Annotated in this window: 24 protein-coding genes; 19 read left to right on the top strand and 5 right to left on the bottom strand. The window is 44.0% G+C overall.

The window, feature by feature from the left end; all coding sequences use genetic code 11:
• Positions 1–11: 11 nt before the first annotated feature.
• The gene (gene rpsD, locus ACE1TF_RS08265) at positions 12–614 is read right to left on the bottom strand and encodes a 30S ribosomal protein S4 (RefSeq protein WP_375015855.1); all 603 of its coding nucleotides are present in this window, start codon (positions 612–614) and stop codon (positions 12–14) included.
• 291 nt (positions 615–905) lie between these two features.
• Here rpsD and deoC point away from each other — a divergent pair, with 291 nt between their 5' ends.
• Positions 906–1,580, top strand: coding sequence for a deoxyribose-phosphate aldolase (gene deoC / locus ACE1TF_RS08260; RefSeq protein ID WP_042398509.1), 675 nt, complete (start codon positions 906–908; stop codon positions 1,578–1,580).
• A gap of 80 nt (positions 1,581–1,660) precedes the next feature.
• A complete protein-coding gene (locus ACE1TF_RS08255) occupies positions 1,661–2,413 on the top strand; it encodes a PRC-barrel domain-containing protein (protein ID WP_375015853.1) in 753 nt (250 codons plus the stop codon).
• A 46-nt stretch (positions 2,414–2,459) separates the two neighbouring features.
• Here the strand turns inward: ACE1TF_RS08255 and ACE1TF_RS08250 are convergent, their stop codons facing one another.
• Positions 2,460–2,945 carry a GAF domain-containing protein gene (locus tag ACE1TF_RS08250; protein ID WP_042398518.1) on the bottom strand — a complete coding sequence of 162 codons (486 nt, stop codon included), beginning with the start codon at positions 2,943–2,945 and terminating at the stop codon, positions 2,460–2,462.
• A 144-nt stretch (positions 2,946–3,089) separates the two neighbouring features.
• Between ACE1TF_RS08250 and refZ the strand changes: the two genes are divergently transcribed.
• On the top strand, positions 3,090–3,737 hold the full coding sequence (refZ, locus tag ACE1TF_RS08245) for a forespore capture DNA-binding protein RefZ (protein WP_193744660.1): 648 nt from the start codon (positions 3,090–3,092) through the stop codon (positions 3,735–3,737).
• Here the strand turns inward: refZ and hisJ are convergent.
• On the bottom strand, positions 3,717–4,550 hold the full coding sequence (hisJ, locus tag ACE1TF_RS08240; RefSeq protein WP_042398522.1) for a histidinol-phosphatase HisJ: 834 nt from the start codon (positions 4,548–4,550) through the stop codon (positions 3,717–3,719). The two genes, refZ and hisJ, sit on opposite strands and share 21 nt — an antisense overlap.
• Before the next feature lie 201 nt (positions 4,551–4,751).
• Here hisJ and ACE1TF_RS08235 point away from each other — a divergent pair, with 201 nt between their 5' ends.
• The 9 genes from ACE1TF_RS08235 (at position 4,752) to tpx (ending at position 14,188) form a co-directional block, all read left to right on the top strand.
• A complete protein-coding gene (locus tag ACE1TF_RS08235; protein ID WP_375015849.1) occupies positions 4,752–6,470 on the top strand; it encodes a septation ring formation regulator EzrA in 1,719 nt (572 codons plus the stop codon).
• Positions 6,471–6,641: 171 nt separating this feature from the next.
• Positions 6,642–7,796 (top strand): cysteine desulfurase family protein, encoded by a 1,155-nt coding sequence (locus tag ACE1TF_RS08230; protein ID WP_375015847.1) that lies wholly within the window; start codon positions 6,642–6,644, stop codon positions 7,794–7,796.
• Positions 7,793–8,995 (top strand): tRNA uracil 4-sulfurtransferase ThiI, encoded by a 1,203-nt coding sequence (gene thiI, locus ACE1TF_RS08225; RefSeq protein ID WP_375015845.1) that lies wholly within the window; start codon positions 7,793–7,795, stop codon positions 8,993–8,995. The genes ACE1TF_RS08230 and thiI overlap by 4 nt, the downstream gene beginning before the upstream one ends.
• 74 nt (positions 8,996–9,069) lie before the next feature.
• The gene (locus tag ACE1TF_RS08220) at positions 9,070–10,674 is read left to right on the top strand and encodes an amidohydrolase (protein WP_375015843.1); all 1,605 of its coding nucleotides are present in this window, start codon (positions 9,070–9,072) and stop codon (positions 10,672–10,674) included.
• Between the two features lie 14 nt (positions 10,675–10,688).
• Positions 10,689–11,681 (top strand): signal peptide peptidase SppA, encoded by a 993-nt coding sequence (gene sppA, locus ACE1TF_RS08215; protein WP_042427635.1) that lies wholly within the window; start codon positions 10,689–10,691, stop codon positions 11,679–11,681.
• A gap of 15 nt (positions 11,682–11,696) precedes the next feature.
• Positions 11,697–12,263, top strand: coding sequence for an RDD family protein (locus ACE1TF_RS08210; RefSeq protein ID WP_375015840.1), 567 nt, complete (start codon positions 11,697–11,699; stop codon positions 12,261–12,263).
• A gap of 213 nt (positions 12,264–12,476) precedes the next feature.
• The gene (locus tag ACE1TF_RS08205) at positions 12,477–13,154 is read left to right on the top strand and encodes a DUF2953 domain-containing protein (RefSeq protein ID WP_375015838.1); all 678 of its coding nucleotides are present in this window, start codon (positions 12,477–12,479) and stop codon (positions 13,152–13,154) included.
• 6 nt (positions 13,155–13,160) lie between these two features.
• Positions 13,161–13,604 (top strand): GerW family sporulation protein, encoded by a 444-nt coding sequence (gene ytfJ, locus ACE1TF_RS08200; protein ID WP_375015836.1) that lies wholly within the window; start codon positions 13,161–13,163, stop codon positions 13,602–13,604.
• Between the two features lie 77 nt (positions 13,605–13,681).
• A complete protein-coding gene (gene tpx / locus ACE1TF_RS08195) occupies positions 13,682–14,188 on the top strand; it encodes a thiol peroxidase (protein WP_042398545.1) in 507 nt (168 codons plus the stop codon).
• Between the two features lie 591 nt (positions 14,189–14,779).
• Here tpx and ACE1TF_RS08190 read toward each other — a convergent pair.
• On the bottom strand, positions 14,780–15,406 hold the full coding sequence (locus tag ACE1TF_RS08190; RefSeq protein ID WP_375015834.1) for a hypothetical protein: 627 nt from the start codon (positions 15,404–15,406) through the stop codon (positions 14,780–14,782).
• A gap of 221 nt (positions 15,407–15,627) precedes the next feature.
• Here ACE1TF_RS08190 and ACE1TF_RS08185 point away from each other — a divergent pair, with 221 nt between their 5' ends.
• The 4 genes from ACE1TF_RS08185 (at position 15,628) to argH (ending at position 20,311) form a co-directional block, all read left to right on the top strand.
• Positions 15,628–16,620, top strand: a complete 993-nt coding sequence (locus ACE1TF_RS08185; RefSeq protein WP_375015832.1) for a class I SAM-dependent methyltransferase — start codon at positions 15,628–15,630, stop codon at positions 16,618–16,620.
• 20 nt (positions 16,621–16,640) lie between these two features.
• A complete protein-coding gene (locus tag ACE1TF_RS08180; RefSeq protein ID WP_042398548.1) occupies positions 16,641–17,474 on the top strand; it encodes an EcsC family protein in 834 nt (277 codons plus the stop codon).
• Between the two features lie 255 nt (positions 17,475–17,729).
• Positions 17,730–18,935, top strand: coding sequence for an argininosuccinate synthase (locus tag ACE1TF_RS08175; RefSeq protein ID WP_375015830.1), 1,206 nt, complete (start codon positions 17,730–17,732; stop codon positions 18,933–18,935).
• The gene (gene argH / locus ACE1TF_RS08170; protein WP_042398553.1) at positions 18,932–20,311 is read left to right on the top strand and encodes an argininosuccinate lyase; all 1,380 of its coding nucleotides are present in this window, start codon (positions 18,932–18,934) and stop codon (positions 20,309–20,311) included. The genes ACE1TF_RS08175 and argH overlap by 4 nt, the downstream gene beginning before the upstream one ends.
• A 31-nt stretch (positions 20,312–20,342) precedes the next feature.
• On the opposite strand, the gene ACE1TF_RS08165 is transcribed toward argH, so the two are convergent.
• Positions 20,343–20,780, bottom strand: a complete 438-nt coding sequence (locus ACE1TF_RS08165) for a universal stress protein (protein WP_042398556.1) — start codon at positions 20,778–20,780, stop codon at positions 20,343–20,345.
• 244 nt (positions 20,781–21,024) lie between these two features.
• On the opposite strand from ACE1TF_RS08165, the gene ACE1TF_RS08160 reads away from it, so the two are divergent.
• The 3 genes from ACE1TF_RS08160 to ald all read left to right on the top strand — a co-directional run bounded on the left by ACE1TF_RS08160 (position 21,025) and on the right by ald (position 23,445).
• Positions 21,025–21,789 carry an SDR family oxidoreductase gene (locus ACE1TF_RS08160; RefSeq protein ID WP_375015827.1) on the top strand — a complete coding sequence of 255 codons (765 nt, stop codon included), beginning with the start codon at positions 21,025–21,027 and terminating at the stop codon, positions 21,787–21,789.
• A gap of 78 nt (positions 21,790–21,867) precedes the next feature.
• On the top strand, positions 21,868–22,257 hold the full coding sequence (locus tag ACE1TF_RS08155; protein WP_375015825.1) for a hypothetical protein: 390 nt from the start codon (positions 21,868–21,870) through the stop codon (positions 22,255–22,257).
• A 69-nt stretch (positions 22,258–22,326) separates the two neighbouring features.
• A complete protein-coding gene (ald, locus tag ACE1TF_RS08150; RefSeq protein WP_042398563.1) occupies positions 22,327–23,445 on the top strand; it encodes an alanine dehydrogenase in 1,119 nt (372 codons plus the stop codon).
• Positions 23,446–23,485: the final 40 nt, after the last annotated feature.

Below are 23,485 nucleotides of genomic sequence, written 5' to 3'. Positions count from 1 at the left end.
GGTTTAGTGTATTAACGAGAGTACCACTCAACGATAAGCGCTTCGGTAATTTCTGAAGAAAGTTCAGAACGCTCTGGAAGGCGTGTGAACGTAACTTCATACTTCTCGCCGTCTACACTGACATATTCAGGTGTGAAGGCAAGGGATTCGCGAGCTTCAGCAATCGAGTTCATGTTGCGTGACTTCTCACGTACACCGATTACTTGTCCTGGCTTAAGCGTGTAAGACGGGATGTCTACGCGCTGACCATCAACAGTAATGTGACCGTGGTTTACGAGTTGGCGCGCCCCACGACGCGTACGAGCAAGACCTGCACGATAAACGAGGTTGTCTAGGCGAGATTCAAGAAGGATCATGAATTCTTCACCGTGTACGCCTCCGCGCTTTGCTGCTTTATCGAATGTGCGCTTAAACTGACGCTCAGTCAATCCGTACATAAAACGTAGTTTTTGCTTCTCTTGAAGCTGGACACCGTACTCTGTCAATTTCTTGCGTTGAGTCGGACCGTGTTCACCCGGAACGTAAGGGCGTTTTTCTAGTTCTTTACCTGTACCGCTTAGTGAAATACCAAGACGGCGTGATTTCTTCCAAGATGGACCTGTATAGCGAGCCATAGTATAGCTCCTCCTTTTATCACGTTTATCGTGAAAAAGACGGGCAGGGGTAATCTCTTAGACGCTCATTTTGTTTTCACACATCTTCGCTCCGACAGCGGGGAGTTAGTGATGCACCTCGATTGTGATCAGCCGCAGTCGAGGAACAAAATGAAAGACGAAGTAAGTTTACCTTGGCTGTCTTTTAGCACAACTATCATTGTATAAAGTCCTTGCATAAAAGTCAACCTCAACGAACGAATAAAAACATGATATAGTGGGGGTGACTGAAAGAATGGAAGGTGAAGAATGATGAACAAATCAACACTCGCATCATACATTGATCATACGTTACTGAAACCTGAAGCATCAAGATCAGCCATTGTTACGCTTTGCGAGGAAGCCAAGACGCATGAGTTTAAAACGGTTTGTGTTCACCCGTATTGGGTAGAAACGGCTGTCGCTCTTTTAGAAGGTAGTCAAGTAGGTGTTACTACAGTCATTGGCTTTCCGCACGGCATGAATGTGCCAGAAGTGAAGGCTTATGAAACAGAAATTGCTATCAAACAAGGCGTGGCAGATGTGGATATGGTTATAAACATGGGAGCGCTCAAGTCTGGGGATGACGATCATGTGCTTCGCGATATTCAAGCCGTCGTAAACGCGGCAGCAAATAAAGCGACAGTGAAAGTAATCATTGAAACGAGTCAGCTTACCGACACTGAAAAAGTAAAAGCTTCTGAGTTGTGTGTACAAGCCGGAGCGGACTTTGTTAAGACATCCACAGGGTTTCACACCGGTGGCGCAACGCTTAGTGACGTTCGTTTAATGAAAGAAACCGTCGGTGATCATGCAAAAATTAAAGCTTCAGGCGGTGTGAAGAATGCGGCCGTCGCTGAAGAATATATTGAAGCAGGGACAGATCGAATTGGGACAAGTTCTGGCATTGCGATTGTTTCAGGTGCCGAGTCAGGAAGCGACTACTAGTCTCGATAAAAGATTTCGGGTTTACAATCGGCGCAAAACAGGAAAATTCTCTATAACAACCTGTAAAGGAGAGAGAACCTGTGTTACTACGTGTCGAGGACTTTAGAGACTTTTCACTGTCAGCTACTGACGATGATTTCGGAGCGGTTGACGATGTGTATTTTGACAGTACGGGTCGTTGGAGAGTTCGTTATATCGTTGGGGATACGCGGCGTTGGTTTTTTGGCGGGAAGGTACTCATCAGCCCAGAGTTGATTACAAGGCTTGAAATTACTGAACAGCTCGTTGATTTAGACGCTACGAAAGACCAAGTGAAGGACAGTCCGAAGCCAGAAACAGATCAGCCAATCTCAAGGCAATATGAAGCAACGTTGCTTGATCATTACGGCCTTCAGCATTACTGGACCGTTTCGCCTGCGACGCCAGCAGGGGTTCCACACTTTCCATATGCAGGGCCAATTGCGCCCGTTTCGGGAACGCCAAGTCCAGATGATGTTGCGGGTTCACGTTTGGACGAAGAGAACTATCATTTGCAAAGTTCAAAAGATCTAACATCCTATTCGGTGTACGCCAACGATGAAAAGATGGGCTCCATATCTGATATTTTGTTCGATAGCACAACGTGGCAAGTCCGCTTTATAGAAATTGAGTCAGATGGCATTATGGAACGCGATCGCTACGTTTTGCCAGTCCAAGTGTTTAAAGACTTTGACCCATTGGAAAGTAGAGCTCATGTGCCGGTTGCTTTGCAAGTCATTGAAGATGCTCCGAAATCGGAGACGTTAACCGATGACGACGAGAAAGAGTTAAACGCATATTATGGTATCAAATAAAAACAAAAGGCAAGCTCCTTCAACCAGGAGCTTGCCTTTCTTCATACTAACGTTGTAAGTGAGGAACAAGGTGCTCAACAAATACAGTGAGTAGGCGACCCTCTTCTTCGGAGAAACGCGCCTTTTCTGGAGAGTCAATATCCAAAACACCATAAACTTGATCGTTAATAATGATCGGGACGACTACCTCCGATTGTGAAGCAGCGTCACAAGCGATGTGGCCAGGAAATTGATGCACGTCCTCAACGACTTGCGTTTCTCGTATCTTCGCTGCGGTACCACACACACCTTTGCCGACTTGAATACGTACACAAGCGGGCAATCCTTGGAAAGGCCCGAGCACCAACTCGCCCTCTTTTAAAAGATAAAAACCGACCCAGTTCGTACGATCTAGAAATTGTTGTAACAAGGCAGCCGCATTGGCTAGGTTCGCTGTAGGATCATCCTCATCTTCAAGCAAGGCATCCAGTTGTTTATAAAGCATGTCATATTTCTTCTGCAAATTTCCGTCGTAATTGACAGGTTCAAACATTCGTGTACACCCTCCCCTATATAACACTGTCTAAACTCATAATAACATGTAGAAAGAGTAAATAAGAAGTCGTAAAGCCTTTGCAGGATCGCACCGTCATAGAGCGAATGTATTCGTTAACCGAGTCATGAAAGGATGGAGCAAGTGAGAACTGAAAAACAAAACACAAAAGAAGCTGTCCAAACCGCAGCCATTGACTTGTTTATGACAAAAGGGTTTACGGGGACATCCGTCCGTGCAGTTGCCGATCGAGCGAACGTGAACGTCGCTTTAATTTCATATTACTTTGGTGGAAAAAAAGGTTTGTTAGAATATATTTTGAATGACTATCTCGCTGGATATTTACAAGCAATTGAAGAAGCCATTTCTTCGTCTGAATCTAGTTTTGATCAGCTATTGTCGATGGTGGAGCGGGCGATGGTGTATCAACAACGGCATGATCGTGCTGCCCGCCTCGTTCTACGTGAATTGACGCTCGATTCAATGCTCGTTCGCGAAGTGATGTCGAGTTATTTCATGAAAGAAAAGCATCTATTTTCTCTCGTCTATGATCAAGGAAGAAAAGCGGGTGTGTTCACGCAAATGCGAAAGGAGTGGGCGATCTTACATTTGCGTGGCATGATTACGATGCCGTTTTTACATGCGCAATATATTCGCGAAGTCTTCCATCTTGAACCGAGAGACGAGACGTTTATTGGCAAGTATATGGGTCATGTTCGTCAGTTTGTGGAGCGACAACTTTGTTCGACGCGCATAGCAGATTCCCCGACTTCAAATCTTGTTTACGTCTAAAGGCACTTGCAGTCGGACGCCTCTTAGCTGCTCTCGTCCTTGACTAAGGCCATGAGGGTGGTGAGCATCGGAGCCGTACACGAGGTGAAGTCCTTCCGCTTCTTTTTCTTTTAGGAACGAAAGAGGCGGATACGGTTCTTGACAGCCAGGTTTATTCACACCTGCACCGTTCACATCCACTTGCATCCCTTCGTTTTTTATACAGAGGAGAGTGTCTCTAATCCATTGATCATCCGTTGGGTATGGCAGACTCTTCTGGAATTTACGAGCCAGTGTTGGATGTCCGATTCGTCTCGGTTTGAATACCCCTAAATGACAAGTGACGGATCGTTGCACTGTTTTATAGTAATGCCACACCGCCTCATCTATAGAGGAAAACTGATTTGCGTACATTTGAAACACTTCTGCACTATAATCAATACAAAAGTAACCCGCACTCGTGTGAATGAAATGAACCGAGAGAATGCTATCATCTAGAAAACGTCCGTATTCATCAAGAAAGGCTTTGGTTTCTGTTTCGTACCCTTCGATATAATCAACTTCTAAACCAACGTTTATCGTCAATTTCGATTCGTATTCTTTTTTCAATTTCTGCAATTCATCCAAGTATTTTGCGAGGGACTCCAGTGTCATTGCACTGTCTGAGTTTGGGGTAGGGTCAACAAACCTTTCAGGAAGAGGCGCATGCTCGCAAAACGTCACCCCTTCATACCCGTCGTGAATGAGGGTCTCAATGTATTCTGATATTGCCGCTGAACTTCCGTGGGGACAATACGGACTGTGAACGTGGCCATCGTATACGATCGATTTCATATTTCTCCCACCTTCTTTCCAATTTTCCACTACTCTATTAGGTTACATGTTAATATAGTAATACACCAGTTCAATTCTCTTCAAAAATCGTCAGCGATGTCGATATAATTTAGAGGAGTTTGGACGTATTTGTTGAATTTTGTAAATGGGTATTATTATATACGAAACTAATTATCGATGGAATATATTGGAGTGAGAGAAATGGTTCCTGTAATCATCATTGCCGTTAGCATCCTTGTCGTTGCTGGAATTGCGTATGGTGCCTGGTCAAGGCGGCGGGTCTACCAAAGTGTAGATGAGTTAGATAAAAGAAAGAACAATGTGATTAATGAACCGATTGCGGATGAGATCAGCCGTGTAAAGGGGTTAACCATTTCTGGGGAAACAGAAGAGAACTTCGAGCGGTGGCGAAAAGCATGGGATTCCATCGTTGAAGATCGTTTTCAAGAAATAGAACTCGACTTGTTTGATATTGAAGAAGCCGCAAATAAATATCAGTTCAAGAAAGCGAAAGAAAAGATTGAAAAGGTTAGCGTAACATTAACTAGCGTAGAAAACGAAATTGTTTCCATCCGTGAAGAAGTGGATGAACTCGTTAGTAGTGAACAACAAAATCGCGATGAAATTGAGGCCGTATCCGAGAAATTAAAAGATACACGTGCGATGTTGTCTCGCCAACAAAAATCGATGGGTGAATCGGTGGAAGCGATTCGTGAAGAAGTGGAACATTGCCGCAGTGAGCTTGACAACTATTACGAAGATACTGCGCAAGGAAACTACATGAGTGCAAGGAGTCGTTTATTAACGATCTCTGAGACGATTGAAAGACTTGACCACTTGATGAATAAGATTCCTGGCATGCTCATGGAAGTTAGCGTCTCCTTGCCAGAAGAAATTCGCAATTTAAGAAGTGGAATCGAAGAGTTATCAGAACAAGGGTTTAACTTTGATCATTTTACGATTGAAGCGGACTTGCGTGAATTGACAACGTCGCTTCCGAAGATTAAAGAAGCGGTTGAAAGTTTGCAAGTAGAATACGGGGAAGAGCAAATTGAACGCTCCAAAGAGCAAATCGAAGAGATGTACCAAACGTTAGAACAAGAAGTCGAAGCCAAGCAACGTGTGGAACATGGCGTGAAGCAACTTGGTGAAAAGTACGAAGCGGTTCGTACAAAACTGGAACACTTAGAAAAAGAACGTCAGAAGGTGAAAGAAAGCTATCAACTTCCTGAAGAAGAAACGAATCTCTATGAACAGATGAAAAAGGAACTAAAAGATGCGGAGAAGGACCAGCAAGTGTTTGCTGATTTGCACGCCAATCGTAGACAGTCTTATATCGACTTAGAGCAGACGATGGTGAAACTTCAAGACAAGCTACAGACAGTTAAAGAAGATATAGATTCATCAATGGAACGACTCGATGAGCTTAGAAGTGAGGAGCTAAGTGCGTATGAGCAATTAACGACGTTACGAAGACGGATGAAGTCGATTCAAATGAAAGTACACAAGAGTCACATCCCTGCTATGCCTGAGCATTTGCTCTCGCAGTTGGATGATGCAGAGAAAGAGTTGGAAAAGGCGAGGGCTCAATTAGACGTGACTCCGCTGCAAATGAAAGCGGTGAAAGAAGCGATTGAGCTCGGTCAGCATCAAGTAGGAAAGGCCGCTCATACGGTTGACGATACGTTGGCGCGTTCCGCTTGGGCAGAGCGGTTGATTCAGTTTGGCAATCGCTATCGCAACGAACATCCTAGTCTCAGACAAGTTCTTGAAGAGAGTGAATGGCAATTTAGGAATGGCTATTATGACGATGCGGTTGAGAACTTGACAGAGGCGTTAACCGAAGCTGTACCTGTCGCACTAGGGAATTTAGAATCGTCTTGGAATGAAAGTGAAGAGAGTGTTTATCAAAACGCTTAAATGAAGATGTGACAAGAAGAGCTGGGCAAACGAGCCTAACGTTGAAGCACAAGTGCGATCATAACGCGCTGTGCTTCTCGTTTGTTTACTCCACTTCTCGGCACACAGGTGAATTTATGATATAATGTTCCGTTGCTAGCGAACAGTTGAAAACAAGAGGTGTCAAGCTCAATGATCTATCTAGATAATAGTGCAACGACAGAACCTTATCCAGAGGTTATTCATACATTTGTAACGGCTAACGAACGTTACTTTGGGAACCCATCTTCATTACACCAAAAAGGTTCTGAAGCAGAGAACCTTCTGCGGGAAGCGAGACGGGCCATCGCTCGACTGCTGAATGCACAACCATCAGAGGTTGTGTTTACTTCAGGCGGCAGTGAAAGCAATAACTTGGCAATCCAAGGAATCGCAAGGGCGAGAGAAAAGCGGGGAAGGCATCTCATCACAACGGCTGTTGAACACCCGTCAGTACTTGAGACGTGCGAGTATCTAGAAACGGTTGGGTTTTCAGTGACGTATTTGCCAGTGAACGAAGAAGGTGTCGTATCTTTAACTGACTTAAAACAGGCAATAACGGAAGAGACAATTCTCGTGTCGGTCATGCATGTAAATCATGAAACGGGGGCTATTCAACCAGTACTAGAGTTCGGCGAATACTTGAAGAAGTTTGAGAAGATCCGTTTTCATGTTGACAACGTCCAAGGGTTCGGGAAGGTCGATCTCGACCTGCAATCTGTGGGCATTGACCTTTGTTCTGTATCCGGGCATAAGATTCATGGCTTAAAAGGGACTGGTTTTTTATACGTTAGAAGCGGAGTGAACATCCAACCGCTTGTATTTGGCGGAGGGCAAGAATTTCAACTTCGTGCCGGTACAGAAAATGTTCCTGCAATTGCTTCACTTGCGAAAGCGGCTCGTATGGCGATGGAGAAAAAGGAAGTACAAAATAGTAAGCTTGCTCGTATGAAAGAGGAACTACTCGAGTGGTTTGACGCTCAAGAAGGGGTGCACGTGAATACCCCGAAAGAAACAAGTGCGCCGCACATTATGAATGTTTCCATCGAGCGGACAATGCCGGAAGTGCTTATCCAAGCCCTCAGTAATAAAGACATTCACGTATCATCAAAATCAGCGTGTGCTTCCAAACAACCGAGCAAAAGTGCAGTACTCCTAGCACAGTTTGGTGAAGAAGACGAAAGAGCAGCGACGGGGTTGCGCGTGAGCATGTCATGGCAAACTTCACAAGCAGACCTGGAAGCTTTAAAAGCCGCATTGAGTCAAATCGTTCCACAGGTGAGAGAAATGAAGGAAGTGAAATCGTGAACATTGAGCATATACTCGTAAGGTATGGAGAAATTGCCTTAAAAGGAAAAAATAGAAATGAATTTGAACGGGCATTAAAAGGGAACATCAACAGTGTGCTTAGAAAGATTGGCTCATCTCGAGCGAAACGAACGTTTGGACGACTTATTGTTGAACTGAACGGCGATGACCCGAATGTTGTAATTTCTAGACTGAAAGATATATTCGGCATTATCTCACTATCAGTGGCAGTAAAAACGAGTCATGACGTCCATGACATCCAAAAAGTTGCGCTGCAACTAATGAAAGAAGAAACCGCAGCGAAGACATTTAAAGTGTCAGCAAGGCGTTCATTTAAGAAAACAGAACTTGACTCACAAGCGCTCAATTATGAAGTCGGTTCCTACGTGCTACGAAACACAGACGATATTACGGTGGATGTGCATAACCCCGACGTTGAAATTAGCGTTGAAGTCCGCGAGCACGGCACGTATATTAGTGCAGGTAAAGTTCAAGGTAGAGGCGGATTGCCTGTAGGTACGTCTGGAAAAGTTATGCTCATGCTTTCGGGCGGGATTGATAGCCCAGTGGCGGGATACCTCGCGATGAAGAGAGGGTCGATCGTCGAAGCGGTCCATTTTCATAGTCCTCCATTCACGAATGAACGAGCGAAACAAAAAGTTATTGATCTTGCTAAGCAGCTGTCACTCTATGGAGGCGCAGTGAGGCTGCATGTCGTCCCTTTCACTGAAATTCAACAAGAGATTCATCGGCAAATCCCTTCATATTATGCAATGACGATTACGAGAAGAATGATGCTAAGAATTACAGAGAAGATTGCAGCAGAACAAGGCGCACTTGCGCTAGTGAATGGGGAAAGCTTAGGTCAAGTTGCTTCGCAAACGTTGGAAAGTCTGCGTGCCATTGAACAAGCAGCTGAAATCCCGATATTACGTCCGTTAATTACGATGGATAAAATAGAAGTGATGGACATTGCCAAACAAATTGGGACGTATGAAACATCCATCTTGCCGTATGAAGATTGTTGTACGATCTTTTTGCCAGAGCAATCAAAAACAAAACCGAAGCTTGAAAAAGCCTTGCAATTTGAAACCTCACTCGATATTGATGCGATGGTCGACAAAGCCGTTAACAATCGAGAGCCATCTCTTATTTCAAGTGATTCACCAATCGATAACAATTTCACGGAATTATTGTAAGTTCATTCATACACCGTCACCCTAAATATGCTTGCCTTGTTTAGGATGGCGGTGAACGTTCTAGGAGGTTGACGATGCAAACCATTTACTATAACGGCAAAGTATATCCGATGACTTCTGAACATTCAATCGAAGAAGCCGTTTTTGTCAAGGACGCAGTTATTCAAGCGGTAGGGTCAACGAATGAAATCATGAATAACTATAAACAATCAGAAGTTGAGCTCATTGATCTCGATGGGAACGTCATGTTTCCAGGGTTTGTAGATAGTCATGCACACATGCTTGGGTATGGGTTTTCCCTAAAACGATTGGATCTTAGCGGTGCAAAGAGTAAAGAAGACGTGATTGAAAAACTCATACGTAAAGCAGAAGGATTGCCTCAGCATGAGTGGTTGATCGGTGAAGGATGGAATGAGAATGAATGGGTGCAGCCCCATAGTATTCACCGGAATGAACTCGATGCCCATTTCCCAGATCGTCCAGTAATGATTACGAGAATATGCCGACATGCGATGGTCGTAAACAGTCGAGCGCTTGAGCTTGCCGGTGTTCACTCGGATACACCCGATCCTTCTGGCGGTGTGATCGGTCGAGACGATACAGGTTTGAATGGTTTGCTTCTCGAAAATGCACAAGATATAATACATGCTGTGACACCTAACTTTACCTCGGAAAGCATGACTGACGCGTTAACGCTCGCTTATGAGCAGATGACCTCGTTCGGTTTGACAGGCGTACATACGGAAGATCTCGCTTATTATGGAAATACAGAGGCGGTTTTGGATACGTACCGAGAAGTATTAACAAAACGAGAGCGTCATTTTCGAGTGCATCATCTCGTTCATCATGAAGCTGTTGACGATTGGGCGAATTGCGTCGGTAGTGTAGACGAAGATTCGTATGGGCAAACATTTAGCAGCATGAAGATCTTTGCAGATGGCTCGCTCGGTGGGCATTCTGCATGGTTGTCAGAACCTTATCGAGGTGAAGGGTTGAACCGAGGGGTTCCCATTCATTCAGATCATGAATTAGAGGTACTCGTTCAAAAAGCACGAAACCTCAACATGACGGTCGCCGTACATGTAATTGGTGACGCTGCACTTGCACAAACATTAGACGTACTTAGGAAGCACCCACCCGTCGGTGAGAAAAAAGATCGGCTCATTCATTTGCAAATTACGAGTCGATCACTTATTGAAAAGATGCAAGGTATGCCCATTGTTCTTGATATTCAACCTCAGTTCACAGTATCAGACTTTCCTTGGATTCAAGACGCAGTACCAGAGCCATTGCTTCGCGTTTCGTATGCATGGAAAACGTTATTGGATCACGAAATCATTTGTGCGGGTGGATCAGATGCACCGATTGAACCGCCAGATCCTCTTTTAGGAATTCATGCAGCAGTCGCAAGACGCAAACAAGGTGAGCGACATCCGGGTTACATTCCAAGTGAGAAACTCACTGTCTATGAAGCGATTTCTCTGTATACTTCAGGAAGTAGCCAAGCTTCTGGAGAAGCGCATATGTATGGAGTGATTCAGCCGGGGTTTGCTGCGGACTTTACAGTTCTTGATCAAGACCCTTTTCAGCTCCACAACATCGACGAACTTCTTAGTACAAATGTAGTGTATACCATCGTCAATGGCACGACGGTGTTTTCTAACAAGCAAGAGAAATAGAGGAGGAAGAGAATTTGACTGTTAAACGTTGGATTGCCTTAGGGATTGCTGCTCTAGTACTCGTCATCTCCGGTGCGTTTCAGTTAGCAATGACTGTCGCATCCGCAAGCTTTTCAGATATGATTGACTTGGACGGCGGAGATTTCAGGCAAGAAATTATGGAAGTAGGTTCAAACGGACAGATTGCGGTCATAGACCTTAATGGCATGATTATGGATACCGGTGCAGATGATGGATTGTTCGCATCCGGAGGCTACAATCACCGCACGTTTTTACAAAAGCTAGAAACCGCGATGGAAGACACGATGGTCGACGGTATCGTTATTAATGTGGATACACCTGGTGGAGGCGTCGTTGAAAGTGCGTCGATCCATGAGCGAGTTGTAAGAGCCCAAGAGGAGTATGATACCCCGGTGTATATTTCTATGGGAGGAATGGCTGCTTCTGGTGGGTATTATATTTCTGCGCCTGCTGATTACATTGCTGCTCACCCAGCGACGATGACCGGTTCGCTCGGCGTCATTATGGACTCGATTAATTTCTCTGAGTTAGCGGAAGAATGGGGGATTTCCCATGAAGTCATTAAGTCAGGTGACTATAAAGATATGGGGAGTCCAACACGAGAAATGACCGACGATGAGGAAGCGATCTTGCAAAGTATGGTTGATGACATGTATGAGGATTTTGTGGAAGTCATTGTTGATGGCAGAGATATGCCAGAAAGTGAAGTTCTTGAACTTGCCCAAGGTCAAATTTTCACTGGAAATCAAGCGCTTGAAAATGGGCTCATTGATGGATTAGGTGATTTGGAACATACCATTGAACATATGGAAGAACAGTTGGAGCTTGATGCAACGGTTATCCATTATACAAATAGTTTTGGAACAGGTTCAATTTGGGGATTAATGGCAGAAGCTGTATCCGGTGATAACCTTACATTAAGTCATTTAGAAGAGCTCGTCACGCATTCTAGTGCCCCGAGGCTCATGTATCTCTACCAAGAATAAAGGAGGGACGGTCAAATGGAAATTCCATATGATGAAAACGACAATCGGGCATCTCGCCACCGTGAAGATGAGCAACCGATGCGCACCGCACCGCCCTCAACATATCAAGTAAGTGTGTATGGTGGTTTTTGGCTTCGCTTGTGGGCGTACCTATTGGACCTCATCGTTGTAGGGTCTGTAAATGGTTTGTTGATCTCTCCAATCTTCATCCTATCAGACGCCAATCCGGAATTCTTAACGATCTTTACCGTACATGGAATACTCACGTCAATTATGGCATACGTGTATTTCCTGTTAATGACAAAGTTTTTCGGGCAAACGCTCGGGAAGATGGCCTTTGGGTTACGCGTCGTGTCTGTCGGTCTTACTAAGCCAACATGGGGCGAGGTATTCACACGAGAAGTGCCAGGAAGAATGATTCATCGTGTGCTCGTGATCACGAACATTATGTACGTAGTTGTCGGTTTTCACCCTCAAAAAGCGGGTGTACATGACCTGTTGGCAGATACGAGAGTCGTTCGTGATGTTGAGCCGATCCGTGAAGATGATCAAGAAGACGATGAAGACCGCGTAGAAGCATAATAAGAATACAAAAAACGACTTCCTTTTGGGAAGTCGTTTTTTGTATGAGGTCAAACGTGTAGCTAGAAGAACCGGATCTGTAAGTGAACATGGCATAGCGGTCACCACTTATATATCCCATGGCTGAAGGGTTATCCCACACTCGTGTACCGTTTAAGGTTTGGATCGTTTGTCTATACTGATGGCAAAGAGACGGGAAAGATGTGGTCAAACATGCTCTATCTGGTGATTGCCATCGTTTTGTTCATTATTATCGTATCGGCTCTCTGGTGTATGAAAATTTCAATTCATGTTCACTATATGCAGGCAAACTTACATGCCGAAGGCGTCATTCGCCTTTCCTTTTTGAAAGGGTGGATGAGTAAGACGTGGAGAGTTCCGAACGTAGAATGGGATGATGAGGAACTATCGGTAAAGTTTAAAAAGAACGAAGATCATTGGTTCAAACCTTCAGAACAATCGCAAATCGAAGAAGAGACGCCGGGGGATTTGTTACATCAATGGGAAGCGTCACGAGCTTTCTTACGCAAAGTCAAAGGTTTTTATGTAATTGTACAAAAGTTTTTGGCGACAGTTAACGTTCATGAAATCCAATGGAAAACCCAGTTAGGTACTGGTGATGCTGCTACGACAGGAACGATGACGGGAATGATTTGGACGGTAAAAACGACCGTGATTTCTTTTTTCTCAAATCGAATGAAACTTAAGCAAATGCCAAAAATGAGCGTGCTGCCATTTTATCAAGCGGCGGTATTTCACACCGAATTTACGTGCATACTCCGCTTTCAGGTCGGGCACGCTGTTCTTATGGCCTTACGAGTGCTCAAACATAGGAAGAAGAGCACACACACAGTATATTCTAACGTGCAATCAGTAAAGAGAGGGGCTTAACTTACAATGTCTGAACATCCAATCCAAGGGCTTATGAAAACAGCCATGGAAAATATTAAAGAAATGGTCGACGTCAACACCATTATTGGAGATCCTGTAGAATCACCTGATGGAAGCGTCATTCTTCCAGTTTCAAAAGTCGGATTCGGCTTTGCAGCAGGTGGAAGCGAAATCACGCTAAATCGTGTCGTTGATGAAGAGGAGCGCCACCCATTCGGTGGGGGTAGCGGGGGTGGAGTGTCCATTACGCCAGTAGCATTTCTCATTGTCGGCACTCACGGTGTGAAAATGATTCACCTAAATAACCAGACACATTTTTATGAGAAATTGTTGGAGTTGACTCCGCAAGTGGTTGAAAAAATTAAGGATCTACTGTCAGATGATCCGAAGACGAAAAACCATACGGAAGTGATCACACATACGCATAAAGACCAAGAACCGCCAATTTAAAGTACGATTCGTTGATTGTTGCCTCCTAACCCAGTACACTAGTAGTAGTTAGTAGATTGAAGGAGGCAGCAATAATCATGGCAAAAGTTACCTTTAAAGGCAACCCGATGACATTGATCGGTGAAGAAGTAAGCGTTGGCGAAAAAGCGCCAAACTTTACAGTTTTAAATGCAAGTCTTGAAGAGAAGTCTTTAGAAGACTACCGAGGGCAAGTTGTAGCAATTAGTGTGATCCCATCTATTGACACTGGTGTTTGTGAACAGCAAACGAAGCGTTTCAATGAAGAAGCTGCCCAATTAGAAGGGGTGCACGTACTTACGATTAGCGCCGATCTGCCATTTGCACAAAAGCGTTGGTGTGCAGCAGCGGGTGTTGAGAATCTAACGATGCTGTCAGACCACCGAGACTTCTCGTTTGCAGAAAGCTTCGGTGTTGGCATGAAGGAATTACGATTATTGGCTCGTTCTGTATTCGTCCTTGATCGTGACGGTGTTATTACGTACAAGGAATATGTAAAAGAAGGCACTGAACATCCTGATTATGAAAAGGCGTTACATGCGGTGAAGCAAACGGTCGATGCCTAAATAGAAAATCCGAGCAGGAAGTTTTGACTTCTTGCTCGGATTTTTATTGTGAAGTCATAAAGTTTTTGGTTGTGGGGCTAAACAGAAATGTTAACATCATCGGCGTAGCAGGAAAGACGATAATTTTATGAGAATTGTATACAAGTTGAACTTCAGAATTTCAATGATAGGATCAACATCGCTCTTTGCCGAAGGGTAAAAAGACGTGATTGACGTTTACCTCCTGGCACATGCAGGTGATAACCTGTCACTTATGTGACCATTCTACCCTCAAACCGGGCACTTTCGGCCCTCAATGGTCACATATCGCGCTTTGTGACCGTTGACTCCGTTTATGTGCGAATTCACGCTTAAAATCATGATTTTTCTTTCTCAAGTGTCACAGTAATGAATATATGGGGCATTTGGACTTCTTTCCACACACTTTAGCCAGTAGGTAAAAAAGTGAATCGTGTCGCCCTTATTCTCTAAAGAATAAGTTTCTGCTTGTAAAGGAAAGCAACGACCACAGCGCAAATGAGAAAAAATTACGTTCATTCTATATCGATCGTCCACAAATAAAATCGCCACCCAATTTCGGGGGTGGCGATTTTATTTGGAATGTTGAACGCGTTCGTGGCTAGGATTCGTCGTAAGGGAGTAACACTCGTAGCAAACAGATTCATATACTTGTGAAGCATTGCCAAAGTCTTCAACATTTATTGGGGACCCACTCGTTTGCAACTGTCCATCTAAATAGAGCAAGTGGTGCGTCGCGTCTTGTGAGCAATGCACACAAGGCATCGACAGGTGATGAATGGTAAATCCGCATTCCATCGCTCGTTTGACTGGTTCAAACATCATTCCTGTGTAAGAGATCATCAGTCCGTATGCTTGAATTGTTGAATCATACGCAATGGAGGCAGCAGATAACGCTTCTACTTGTTCATCTGTAAAAAACTGAAGTTCGTCAACAAGAACAACATCGGGTTGAAACGACTCAATTGTGGATAAAAGAAGTGTTCCGTCGTCATATTTTGGAATGACGGTAGCAGGTCGTTTTGTATGTAGCGCGCGGGAAGACACAAAGGCTCCGTCCCGTAAGTCTGTTTCAGGCTTTAAAGTCAGGACACGTTTGCCTTGTTCGTCTAGCTGGTGACCATTCATTATGAGATGTGCAGACTTTGAAGATTTCATAGTACCTAAGATTAGATGACGAACTTTATTCGACCTAAGCATTGTGAACACCTCTTACGTGAGTATATTTCATGAGTAAACGACGTTCGAGCCAAAGCGACATCGAGTGTTGTACAAGATATTATCTTGTCACAGTTTCCACCGAGTTGCAAGATGAGATATCGTATGAATGGTTTCGGAAAAATGTTCGGTTTGTGGAACTGAACTGGAGAAAGAGTGCCGGGTCATGCTAGAATCGAGTGAGACAGATTTGAGGTGGCGTAATGAAACGACAATTAGATGTAGATCAATTATTTCATACACTAGATACAATGACGGAAATCTTAACCGAAGAAGGCCACGGTCAGTACCTTGAGGCGTTGGCCCAAACAGGAGAGAATTTGTTTCGAGGAGAAATTCTCCAAGAACCGCTTTCTGATGGGGCGATTGCTAAGATGGACGCCTTATTCAAACAAGTACATGATACGAGCATAGAGAAAGAAACGGTAAGAAAAGCGTTTCAACTAGCAATTATTAAAGGCATGAAACAGTCGGTGCAACCACACCATGCAATGACCCCTGATGGGATCGCAGTATTTTCATCTTACCTTATTCAGCGCCTCATAGGAGCTGATCAAAAAGTGACGGTTTATGATCCTGCAGTTGGTACAGGGAACTTGCTAACTGCGGTTATGAACCATACCGACAATATTCAAAAGGGCATTGGGGCTGAAGTCGATGAGTCGCTCATCAACCTTGCGTATGTGATGTCGAATCTTCAACAATATGACTTAGAACTGTTACAGATGGACAGTGTTCGTGAACAAGGCATCCCAGACGTAGATCTGATCCTTTCTGACTTACCAATCGGCATTTATACAAACGATGATGTCATCGAATCATTTGAATCGAAACCTGACGAAGCACGGATGCCAGCAGAGTATGCGCTTATAGAGAACAGTTTGAAGTCTTTAAAGCCTGGTGGTATTGGACTGTACCTCATTCCGAATGACATGTTTTCGAGAGACCACTCCGAGAATTTTCGCTCCTTCATGAAACGAGAAGCGATTACACTTGGCATGTTGCAGTTACCGGCTTCGATGTTTAAAGCAGAAAAGCACCAAAAGAGTATATGGATGATTCAAAAGAAGGGGCCGGGGGTAACGGCGCCGTCACAAGCACTGCTTGCTGAACTCCCGTCATTTCAACGTGCAGATGCACTTTCTGACATGATGACGCGTATTAATGATTGGTTTTTGAAGTATTTCAGCCGCTAATATCCGGGAGGACAAATGATATGGACCAAGATCAGCGATATGAAAGACAGCTTGCTATATCGGAATGGGAACGTTTATATTTTCAACAATCATCGAGTGGCGTTACCACTTCAGAGCCATGGGCAGTAGATACAAAAAAAAGAATACCGGAGAGGTATGAAAAGCGGCTTATTGATTTACTAGATCGGTTTGTTTTTTATACGCAGACACTTATTCTTAATTCCAGCACACAGCATGACACGGAACAGCGTATGCTCACAACGGCTCGAGTGTTTGACGATCGCGTTCAAGAGATCGCCGACTTAAAACAGTTGCGCTATGAACAAAATCGCTTCTTACTCGAACAGAGTACAGCGAAGCAACGGCTTATTTCTTTTGGTCAAGGCGGACTCACGGGCTTAGGAGGACCGATGCTACTTGCGGCAGATCTTCCATTAATGTTGGCGATTAATTTGCGAACTGTGCAATTATCCGCGATGTCATTTGGTTATGATTTGCGGCACCCTGCGGAAATGATGATTGCACTGAAAGCATTCCATACCGCAACATTGCCCCGGAAGTTGCAACACGCAGCCTGGATCGAGCTTCAACATGAGAAAGAACGACTCGCTACCAGTTTCCCACTGTTTTATGATGGTGAAGAAGAAGTGATTACGACCGAATGGTTACAACAGCCTCTTCGGCAAATTGGAAAGTTGGCAATCATTACGATGCTTCGCAAGAAAATGGTGCAAGGCATACCGGTTGCGGGCATTTTCTTAGGAGCGATGAGTAACTATCAGTTCAGTCGGCAAGTGTCAGAAATCAGTGCCCATTATTATGAGAAACGGTATTTAGAAGACATGGCTGATTGATTTAATTATGCAAATTAATATGTAGCCTCAAAAACCGAAACCTTAATTATTCAGGGTTTCGGTTTTTGATTTATACATTTTTATAAAAATGTATGTATAAGTATTGAGTTATTTTGCACGTGATGATACAGTATGAGTAGAATAAAAAACAAACAGTTTTGCATGTTTACTAACCCATTATGAATAAAAATAAAAGCGAACGCTCGTATAAGGAGGTGAACAAGAGAAGTGGTGCGCTTACTTCTCTTGTAAACAATGAATAAACAAAAAGTTGTGTTAGCATACTCAGGTGGTTTGGATACATCCGTTGCCGTTCGTTGGTTGATGGATCAAGGATATGAAGTTATTGCTGTTGGTCTAGATGTTGGGGAAGGCAAAGACCTAGAGACGGTTAAACAAAAAGCGATTGATGTTGGGGCAACCCAGTCATATACGATTGATGCAAAGAAAGAATTCGCAGAAGAGTTTGTACTTCCTGCTTTACAGGCGCGAGCAATGTACGAAGATAAGTATCCACTCGTTTCTGCATTATCAAGACCGTTAATTGCTAAGAAACTTGTGGAAATTGCTGAGCAGACAGGCGCTGGAACGATTGCGCACGGGTGTACTGGGAAAGGAAATGACCAAGTCCGCTTTGAAGTTTCCATTCAAGCGCTAAATCCTGACTTTGATGTCATTGCCCCAGTTCGTGAATGGGGTTGGTCACGTGACGAAGAGATTGAATATGCAAAACAGCATAACATCCCCGTTCCTGTTGATCTTGAGAATCCATACTCCATTGACCAGAACCTTTGGGGAAGAAGCAATGAGTGTGGCATTCTTGAAGACCCTTGGGCGACGCCGCCTGAAGGGGCTTATGACTTAACGAAGCCATTAGAAGATACACCCAATCAACCAGATATTATTGAAATTGAATTCCAAGCAGGAAAACCTGTAGCGATTGACAATAAAGCGTATGAACTAGATGAATTAATTATGCAGTTGAATAAAGTAGCAGGAAAACATGGTGTCGGTCGTATCGACCATGTGGAAAACCGCCTCGTTGGCATTAAATCAAGAGAAGTCTATGAAACACCGGGGGCGACAACGTTGCTAACGGCTCATAAAGAGCTAGAAGATCTCACATTGCCTCGTGAAGTCGCTCATTTCAAACCGGTTGTGTCTAAGCAATTAACAGAGCTTATCTACCAAGGTCTTTGGTTTTCATCATTGCGTCCGGCATTGCTTGCGTTTTTAGACGAAACGCAAAAGAATGTTACTGGGAAAGTACGCGTAAAACTATTTAAAGGTCATGCAATCGTTGAAGGACGCCAATCTCCGTTCTCACTTTACGATGAGAAATTGGCCACGTATACGTCCGAAGATGAATTTGATCATAATGCAGCCGTTGGTTTCACGAAGCTTTGGGGCTTACCGACGAAAGTTCACAGTCAAGTGGTAAAGAACGGTGTGAACGTATGACGAAGCTTTGGGGTGGACGATTTACTAAAGAAGCAGAAGCTTGGGTAGATGAATTTGGAGCTTCCATCGGCTTTGATCAACAGTTGGTTTTTCAAGATTTGGAAGGGAGCATGGCACATGCGGCCATGCTTTCCTCTTGCCAAATCATTTCTAAAGAAGACGAAGAGCAGATCCAAAAAGGACTCACAGTTTTAAAAGAGAAAGCGGAAAAAGGCGAACTTGTTTTTGATGTGAAATATGAAGACATTCACATGAATATCGAGAAGTTATTAAGAGACGAGATCGGAGACGTTGCCGGTAAGCTACATACCGCAAGAAGTCGAAACGACCAAGTGGCAACAGACATGCATTTGTATGTTAGAAATGAAACGCATGAATTAATCGTAATGGTTCAGGAGTTGCAACAAGTGTTGGTCACGCAAGCGGAGAAACACGTTGAGACGTTAATACCAGGTTACACGCACCTTCAACGTGCTCAACCCGTCTCATTTGCGCATCATTTATTAGCGTATGTATCGATGTTTAGTCGGGATGAAGGGAAGTTGGTCGACAGCTTAAAGCGCGTAAACATTTCGCCACTTGGAGCCGGCGCTCTTGCGGGAACAACATTTCATATTAATCGTCAACAAACGGCAAAAGCATTAGGTTTTGACAACGTGTATACGAATAGTATGGATGCGGTGAGTGATCGGGACTATTTAATCGAGTTTCTTAGCATTGCCTCAACGATTATGATGCACTTATCAAGATTTTCAGAAGAGATTATTCTTTGGTCGAGCCAAGAGTTCAATTTTGTTGAATTGGACGATACGTTTGCGACGGGAAGTAGCATTATGCCACAGAAGAAAAACCCAGATATGGCAGAACTCGTTCGTGGGAAAACAGGACGAGTGTACGGAAGCTTATTGTCTATGCTTACAACGTTAAAAGGTCTGCCACTCGCATATAACAAAGATATGCAAGAAGATAAAGAAGGGATATTTGACACTGTGAAGACGGTGAAAGGGTCGTTAAAGATTTTTACAGGCATGATTGACTCAATGATTGTAAACAAAGACGAGACAGAGCGAGCGACCCAATCAGATTTCTCGAATGCAACCGAGCTTGCAGATTATCTTGCAAACAAAGGCATGCCGTTTCGAGAAGCTCATGAAATTGTTGGCAAACTCGTATTGCAATGCATCCAGCAAGGCATTGTTCTCAATCAGTTGCCATTAGAGACGTTCCATAGCATGAGTGAGTTGTTTGAGCCAGATATTTATACGGCGCTTGATCCTTACGAGGCGGTTGCAAGAAGAACGAGTGAGGGCGGAACAGGATTTACTGTTGTACGCGAGGCGATTGCCGCTCATAAAAAAGAGTTAGGCTTAAAATAAAACGAGTGTGGGTCCTATGCCCACACTCGTTTTATTTACGGCGTACAATTAACACATCGCAAGTTGCTTGTCGAACGATGGCTTCTGACACACTACCAATCACGATTCGTTCAACTTTGTTGGCGCCTGTAGCTCCTGCCATGATCAAATCAATGTCATACTTTGGCGCGATATAGCGTGTAATTCTGACTTTTGGAGAACCGAAGTCGAGAACCGTTTCAATTTCTTCGACACCATTTTCTTTTGCTTGCTTTTTGTAATTCTCTAACGTTTCTTTCGCTTGTTCTTCTGCTCGTTTCACAATTTGTCGATCAAACCGTTCGATGGTAGCAAAGGATTTTGTATCAATGACGGTAACGATGAACAGCTTTGCTCCTTGGTCTGCAGCGAATTCGCATGCTTGGTCAAACGTATAGTTCGACTCCGTAGAACCGTCCACCCCTACGAGTATTCTGTTATAGCGACGCACAATGACTCCTCCTCACATAACTTAAGTAAACGTAAAATCAATGCAAGATAATAATAACAGTTCTTCTATGTTAGGTGTTACCTTTATGCACCAATTTTAAACCTATTCAATAGGGTTTTTAGGTAAATCGTGAAAAAATTGACGAAAATGAATGAAAGAAGGCGTTTAAGGGTCTCATGCTTTTTATCTACTACGAAACATAGTAAGATCGTGGGTAACGATGTGTAGTTTGGAGGAAGACGGCATGAAGCATGCACTAGTAACCGCAGGTTCAAAGGGATTGGGACGGAAAGTGACAGAAATGCTCATCAAAGAAGGATACGTTGTCACAATCAGTTACCGGAGTGACCGGGCATCTGTAGACGCTCTAAAAACAGACCTCGATGTGGATCGCGACAAACTGTTGGCTGTACAGGCGGACGTGACAAAGAGCGATGACATTGAGCGTTTGTTTAGAACAGCAATCGATCATTTTGGCCGTTTAGATGTGCTCGTAAACAATGCAGGACCGTATATATTTGAACGAAAGAAAATCTATGACTATACAAACGCTGAATGGGATGAAATGATTACGGGCAACTTGACAAGCATGTTTCAAATGGTGAAGTATGCACTGCCCGTAATGCGCAAACAACAGTATGGAAGAATTATTGCATACGGCTTTCAAGATGTTGGACATGCCCCTGGGTGGCTGTACCGTGGACCCTACGGGGCAGCAAAAGCAGGACTCGCTTCATTCATCAAAACACTTGCTCTCGAAGAAGCGCCATACGGGATTACTGCAAATATGGTTGTGCCAGGCAAAATTGTTGGTGAGATGAAAGAAGCCTCAATCGAGGCGAGCCGGCAAATTCCTGACGAACAAACGCCAGTAGGTCGGTCTGGGACAGGAGAAGATATTGCGAGAACGATTGCCTTTTTGATTCATGAGGATGCGGATATGGTAACGGGAAGCATCGTTGAAGTGACTGGCGGAGTCGATGTTCTTCATCAACGAAGGCACGAATAAAACGATGTAGTGACAGTCGTAATCATTGTATAAAGTCACCAAGAATGGTCATCTTATACAGTAGAGGTGATCACAGTCGTGAGAGGATACGTATCTTTTTTGATGCTTTTATGTTTGCTGTTTGCGGGGCCCTTTGTTGAAGAAGCGCACGCTGATGAATTAATGGAAAGCTTTTCTTTAAGAGTTACGATTGAAACAAAGGATAATGTGTACCAATGGAAGTATGATAATCCCGATTATTATGAGTTTCAGGACGGAGATCATGTGCTTAGAGCAGAAGACGCGAAAGTGCACGTGGATAATATGTCCGAGCAGCTGCACGTAGATGAACGAGTCACTTCCGATCAGCTTGCAGCCCGAATTAAGGAGTTATTTCCTAAGTTAAAGTCGATGGATGTTCGTTGGCGCAATAAAGATAGTGAACTGTACACGTGGCGATGGAAAAATGACCAAGTGCTGGTTGATTAATCCCCTCTTATAGTCTATCTTTGAGAGAGATAATGAAAGCCAACCTATAATGATAAGGGGCGTGGGGAAATGAAGATTGGCGTACCCAGAGAAGTGAAAAATCAAGAAAACCGTGTGGCGATGACACCAACCGGTGTTGTCCTTCTTACACGTCAAAACCATGAAATATTCGTGGAAAAGTCTGCTGGTGTAGGTTCAGGGTTTACGGATGAACAATACATCGAAGCGGGTGCCGTAATTGTTGATTCGGCAGAAGAAGCGTGGTCGAAAGATCTAATCGTAAAAGTGAAAGAACCAGTGAAAGAAGAGTATCAGTACTTTAGAAAAGGGCAGTTGTTGTTTACATATCTTCACCTTGCCGCTGAAGAAGAACTTACGAAAGCTCTTTTAGAGAATGAAGTAACATCGATTGCTTATGAAACGGTACAACTTCCAGATGGGTCTTTGCCGTTGCTTACACCGATGAGTGAAGTAGCGGGCAGAATGTCGACACAAATGGGTGTGCAGTATTTAGAGAAAACAAAAGGCGGTAAAGGCATTCTTCTTGCAGGGGTTCCAGGTGTTCAGCGTGGAAAGGTAACCATCATCGGAGGTGGGGTAGCCGGTACGAATGCTGCTAAGATTGCTCTTGGTCTCGGTGCAAGTGTCACAATTCTTGACTTGAGCCCACAACGTTTGCGGGAATTGGATGACTTATTTGGTTCATCTGTAAACCTTCTTGTTTCTAATCCGGTCACGATCGAACAATCCGTAAAAGAAGCGGATGTTGTCATTGGTGCTGTGCTTATTCCAGGAGCAAAAGCACCGAAGCTTGTGAAGGAAGAGACGATTAAGCAGATGCAACCTGGATCAGTACTCGTTGATATTGCGATCGATCAAGGCGGGATTTTTGAAACTACTGATCGGATTACGACACATGATGATCCGGTGTATACGAAACATGATGTGTTACACTATGCAGTTGCGAACATGCCAGGTGCCGTCCCTCGTACGTCTACCATAGCGTTGACGAATGTGACTACGCCGTTTGTATCTGCATTGGCAAGCAAAGGTCTTGTCAAAGCGTTCCAAGAAGATGTGACGCTTAGTAAAGGTTTGAACACGATTGATGGAAAACTGACGTACCGAGCAGTTGCAGAAGCGATGAATTTACCTTACACATCAATGGAAGAGGCACTGCAACCGTAATCGACGTTTATACAACGTACAAACCGGTAATAGACTAGAG

Origin of the sequence: Geomicrobium sp. JSM 1781026 (genome assembly GCF_041949955.1) — a bacterium.
Taxonomy (GTDB): Bacteria; Bacillota; Bacilli; order Bacillales; family Marinococcaceae; genus Geomicrobium_A.
Note: the sequence above shows the minus strand (reverse complement) of the source record. Positions and strands in the feature narration are given on the sequence as shown.

What these genes read in the sequence shown, in the direction of transcription:
- deoC (WP_042398509.1), top strand. Translation starts at nt 906, where the DNA reads ATGAACAAATCAACACTCGCATCATACATTGATCATACGTTACTGAAA.
- ACE1TF_RS08175 (WP_375015830.1), top strand. Translation starts at nt 17,730, where the DNA reads ATGAATAAACAAAAAGTTGTGTTAGCATACTCAGGTGGTTTGGATACA.
- ald (WP_042398563.1), top strand. Translation starts at nt 22,327, where the DNA reads ATGAAGATTGGCGTACCCAGAGAAGTGAAAAATCAAGAAAACCGTGTG.
- ytfJ (WP_375015836.1), top strand. Translation starts at nt 13,161, where the DNA reads ATGTCTGAACATCCAATCCAAGGGCTTATGAAAACAGCCATGGAAAAT.
- ACE1TF_RS08190 (WP_375015834.1), bottom strand. Translation starts at nt 15,406, where the DNA reads ATGCTTAGGTCGAATAAAGTTCGTCATCTAATCTTAGGTACTATGAAA.
- ACE1TF_RS08185 (WP_375015832.1), top strand. Translation starts at nt 15,628, where the DNA reads ATGAAACGACAATTAGATGTAGATCAATTATTTCATACACTAGATACA.
- hisJ (WP_042398522.1), bottom strand. Translation starts at nt 4,550, where the DNA reads ATGAAATCGATCGTATACGATGGCCACGTTCACAGTCCGTATTGTCCC.
- tpx (WP_042398545.1), top strand. Translation starts at nt 13,682, where the DNA reads ATGGCAAAAGTTACCTTTAAAGGCAACCCGATGACATTGATCGGTGAA.
- ACE1TF_RS08220 (WP_375015843.1), top strand. Translation starts at nt 9,070, where the DNA reads ATGCAAACCATTTACTATAACGGCAAAGTATATCCGATGACTTCTGAA.
- ACE1TF_RS08180 (WP_042398548.1), top strand. Translation starts at nt 16,641, where the DNA reads ATGGACCAAGATCAGCGATATGAAAGACAGCTTGCTATATCGGAATGG.
- ACE1TF_RS08230 (WP_375015847.1), top strand. Translation starts at nt 6,642, where the DNA reads ATGATCTATCTAGATAATAGTGCAACGACAGAACCTTATCCAGAGGTT.
- ACE1TF_RS08235 (WP_375015849.1), top strand. Translation starts at nt 4,752, where the DNA reads ATGGTTCCTGTAATCATCATTGCCGTTAGCATCCTTGTCGTTGCTGGA.
- argH (WP_042398553.1), top strand. Translation starts at nt 18,932, where the DNA reads ATGACGAAGCTTTGGGGTGGACGATTTACTAAAGAAGCAGAAGCTTGG.
- ACE1TF_RS08250 (WP_042398518.1), bottom strand. Translation starts at nt 2,945, where the DNA reads ATGTTTGAACCTGTCAATTACGACGGAAATTTGCAGAAGAAATATGAC.
- rpsD (WP_375015855.1), bottom strand. Translation starts at nt 614, where the DNA reads ATGGCTCGCTATACAGGTCCATCTTGGAAGAAATCACGCCGTCTTGGT.
- ACE1TF_RS08160 (WP_375015827.1), top strand. Translation starts at nt 21,025, where the DNA reads ATGAAGCATGCACTAGTAACCGCAGGTTCAAAGGGATTGGGACGGAAA.
- ACE1TF_RS08210 (WP_375015840.1), top strand. Translation starts at nt 11,697, where the DNA reads ATGGAAATTCCATATGATGAAAACGACAATCGGGCATCTCGCCACCGT.
- ACE1TF_RS08205 (WP_375015838.1), top strand. Translation starts at nt 12,477, where the DNA reads ATGCTCTATCTGGTGATTGCCATCGTTTTGTTCATTATTATCGTATCG.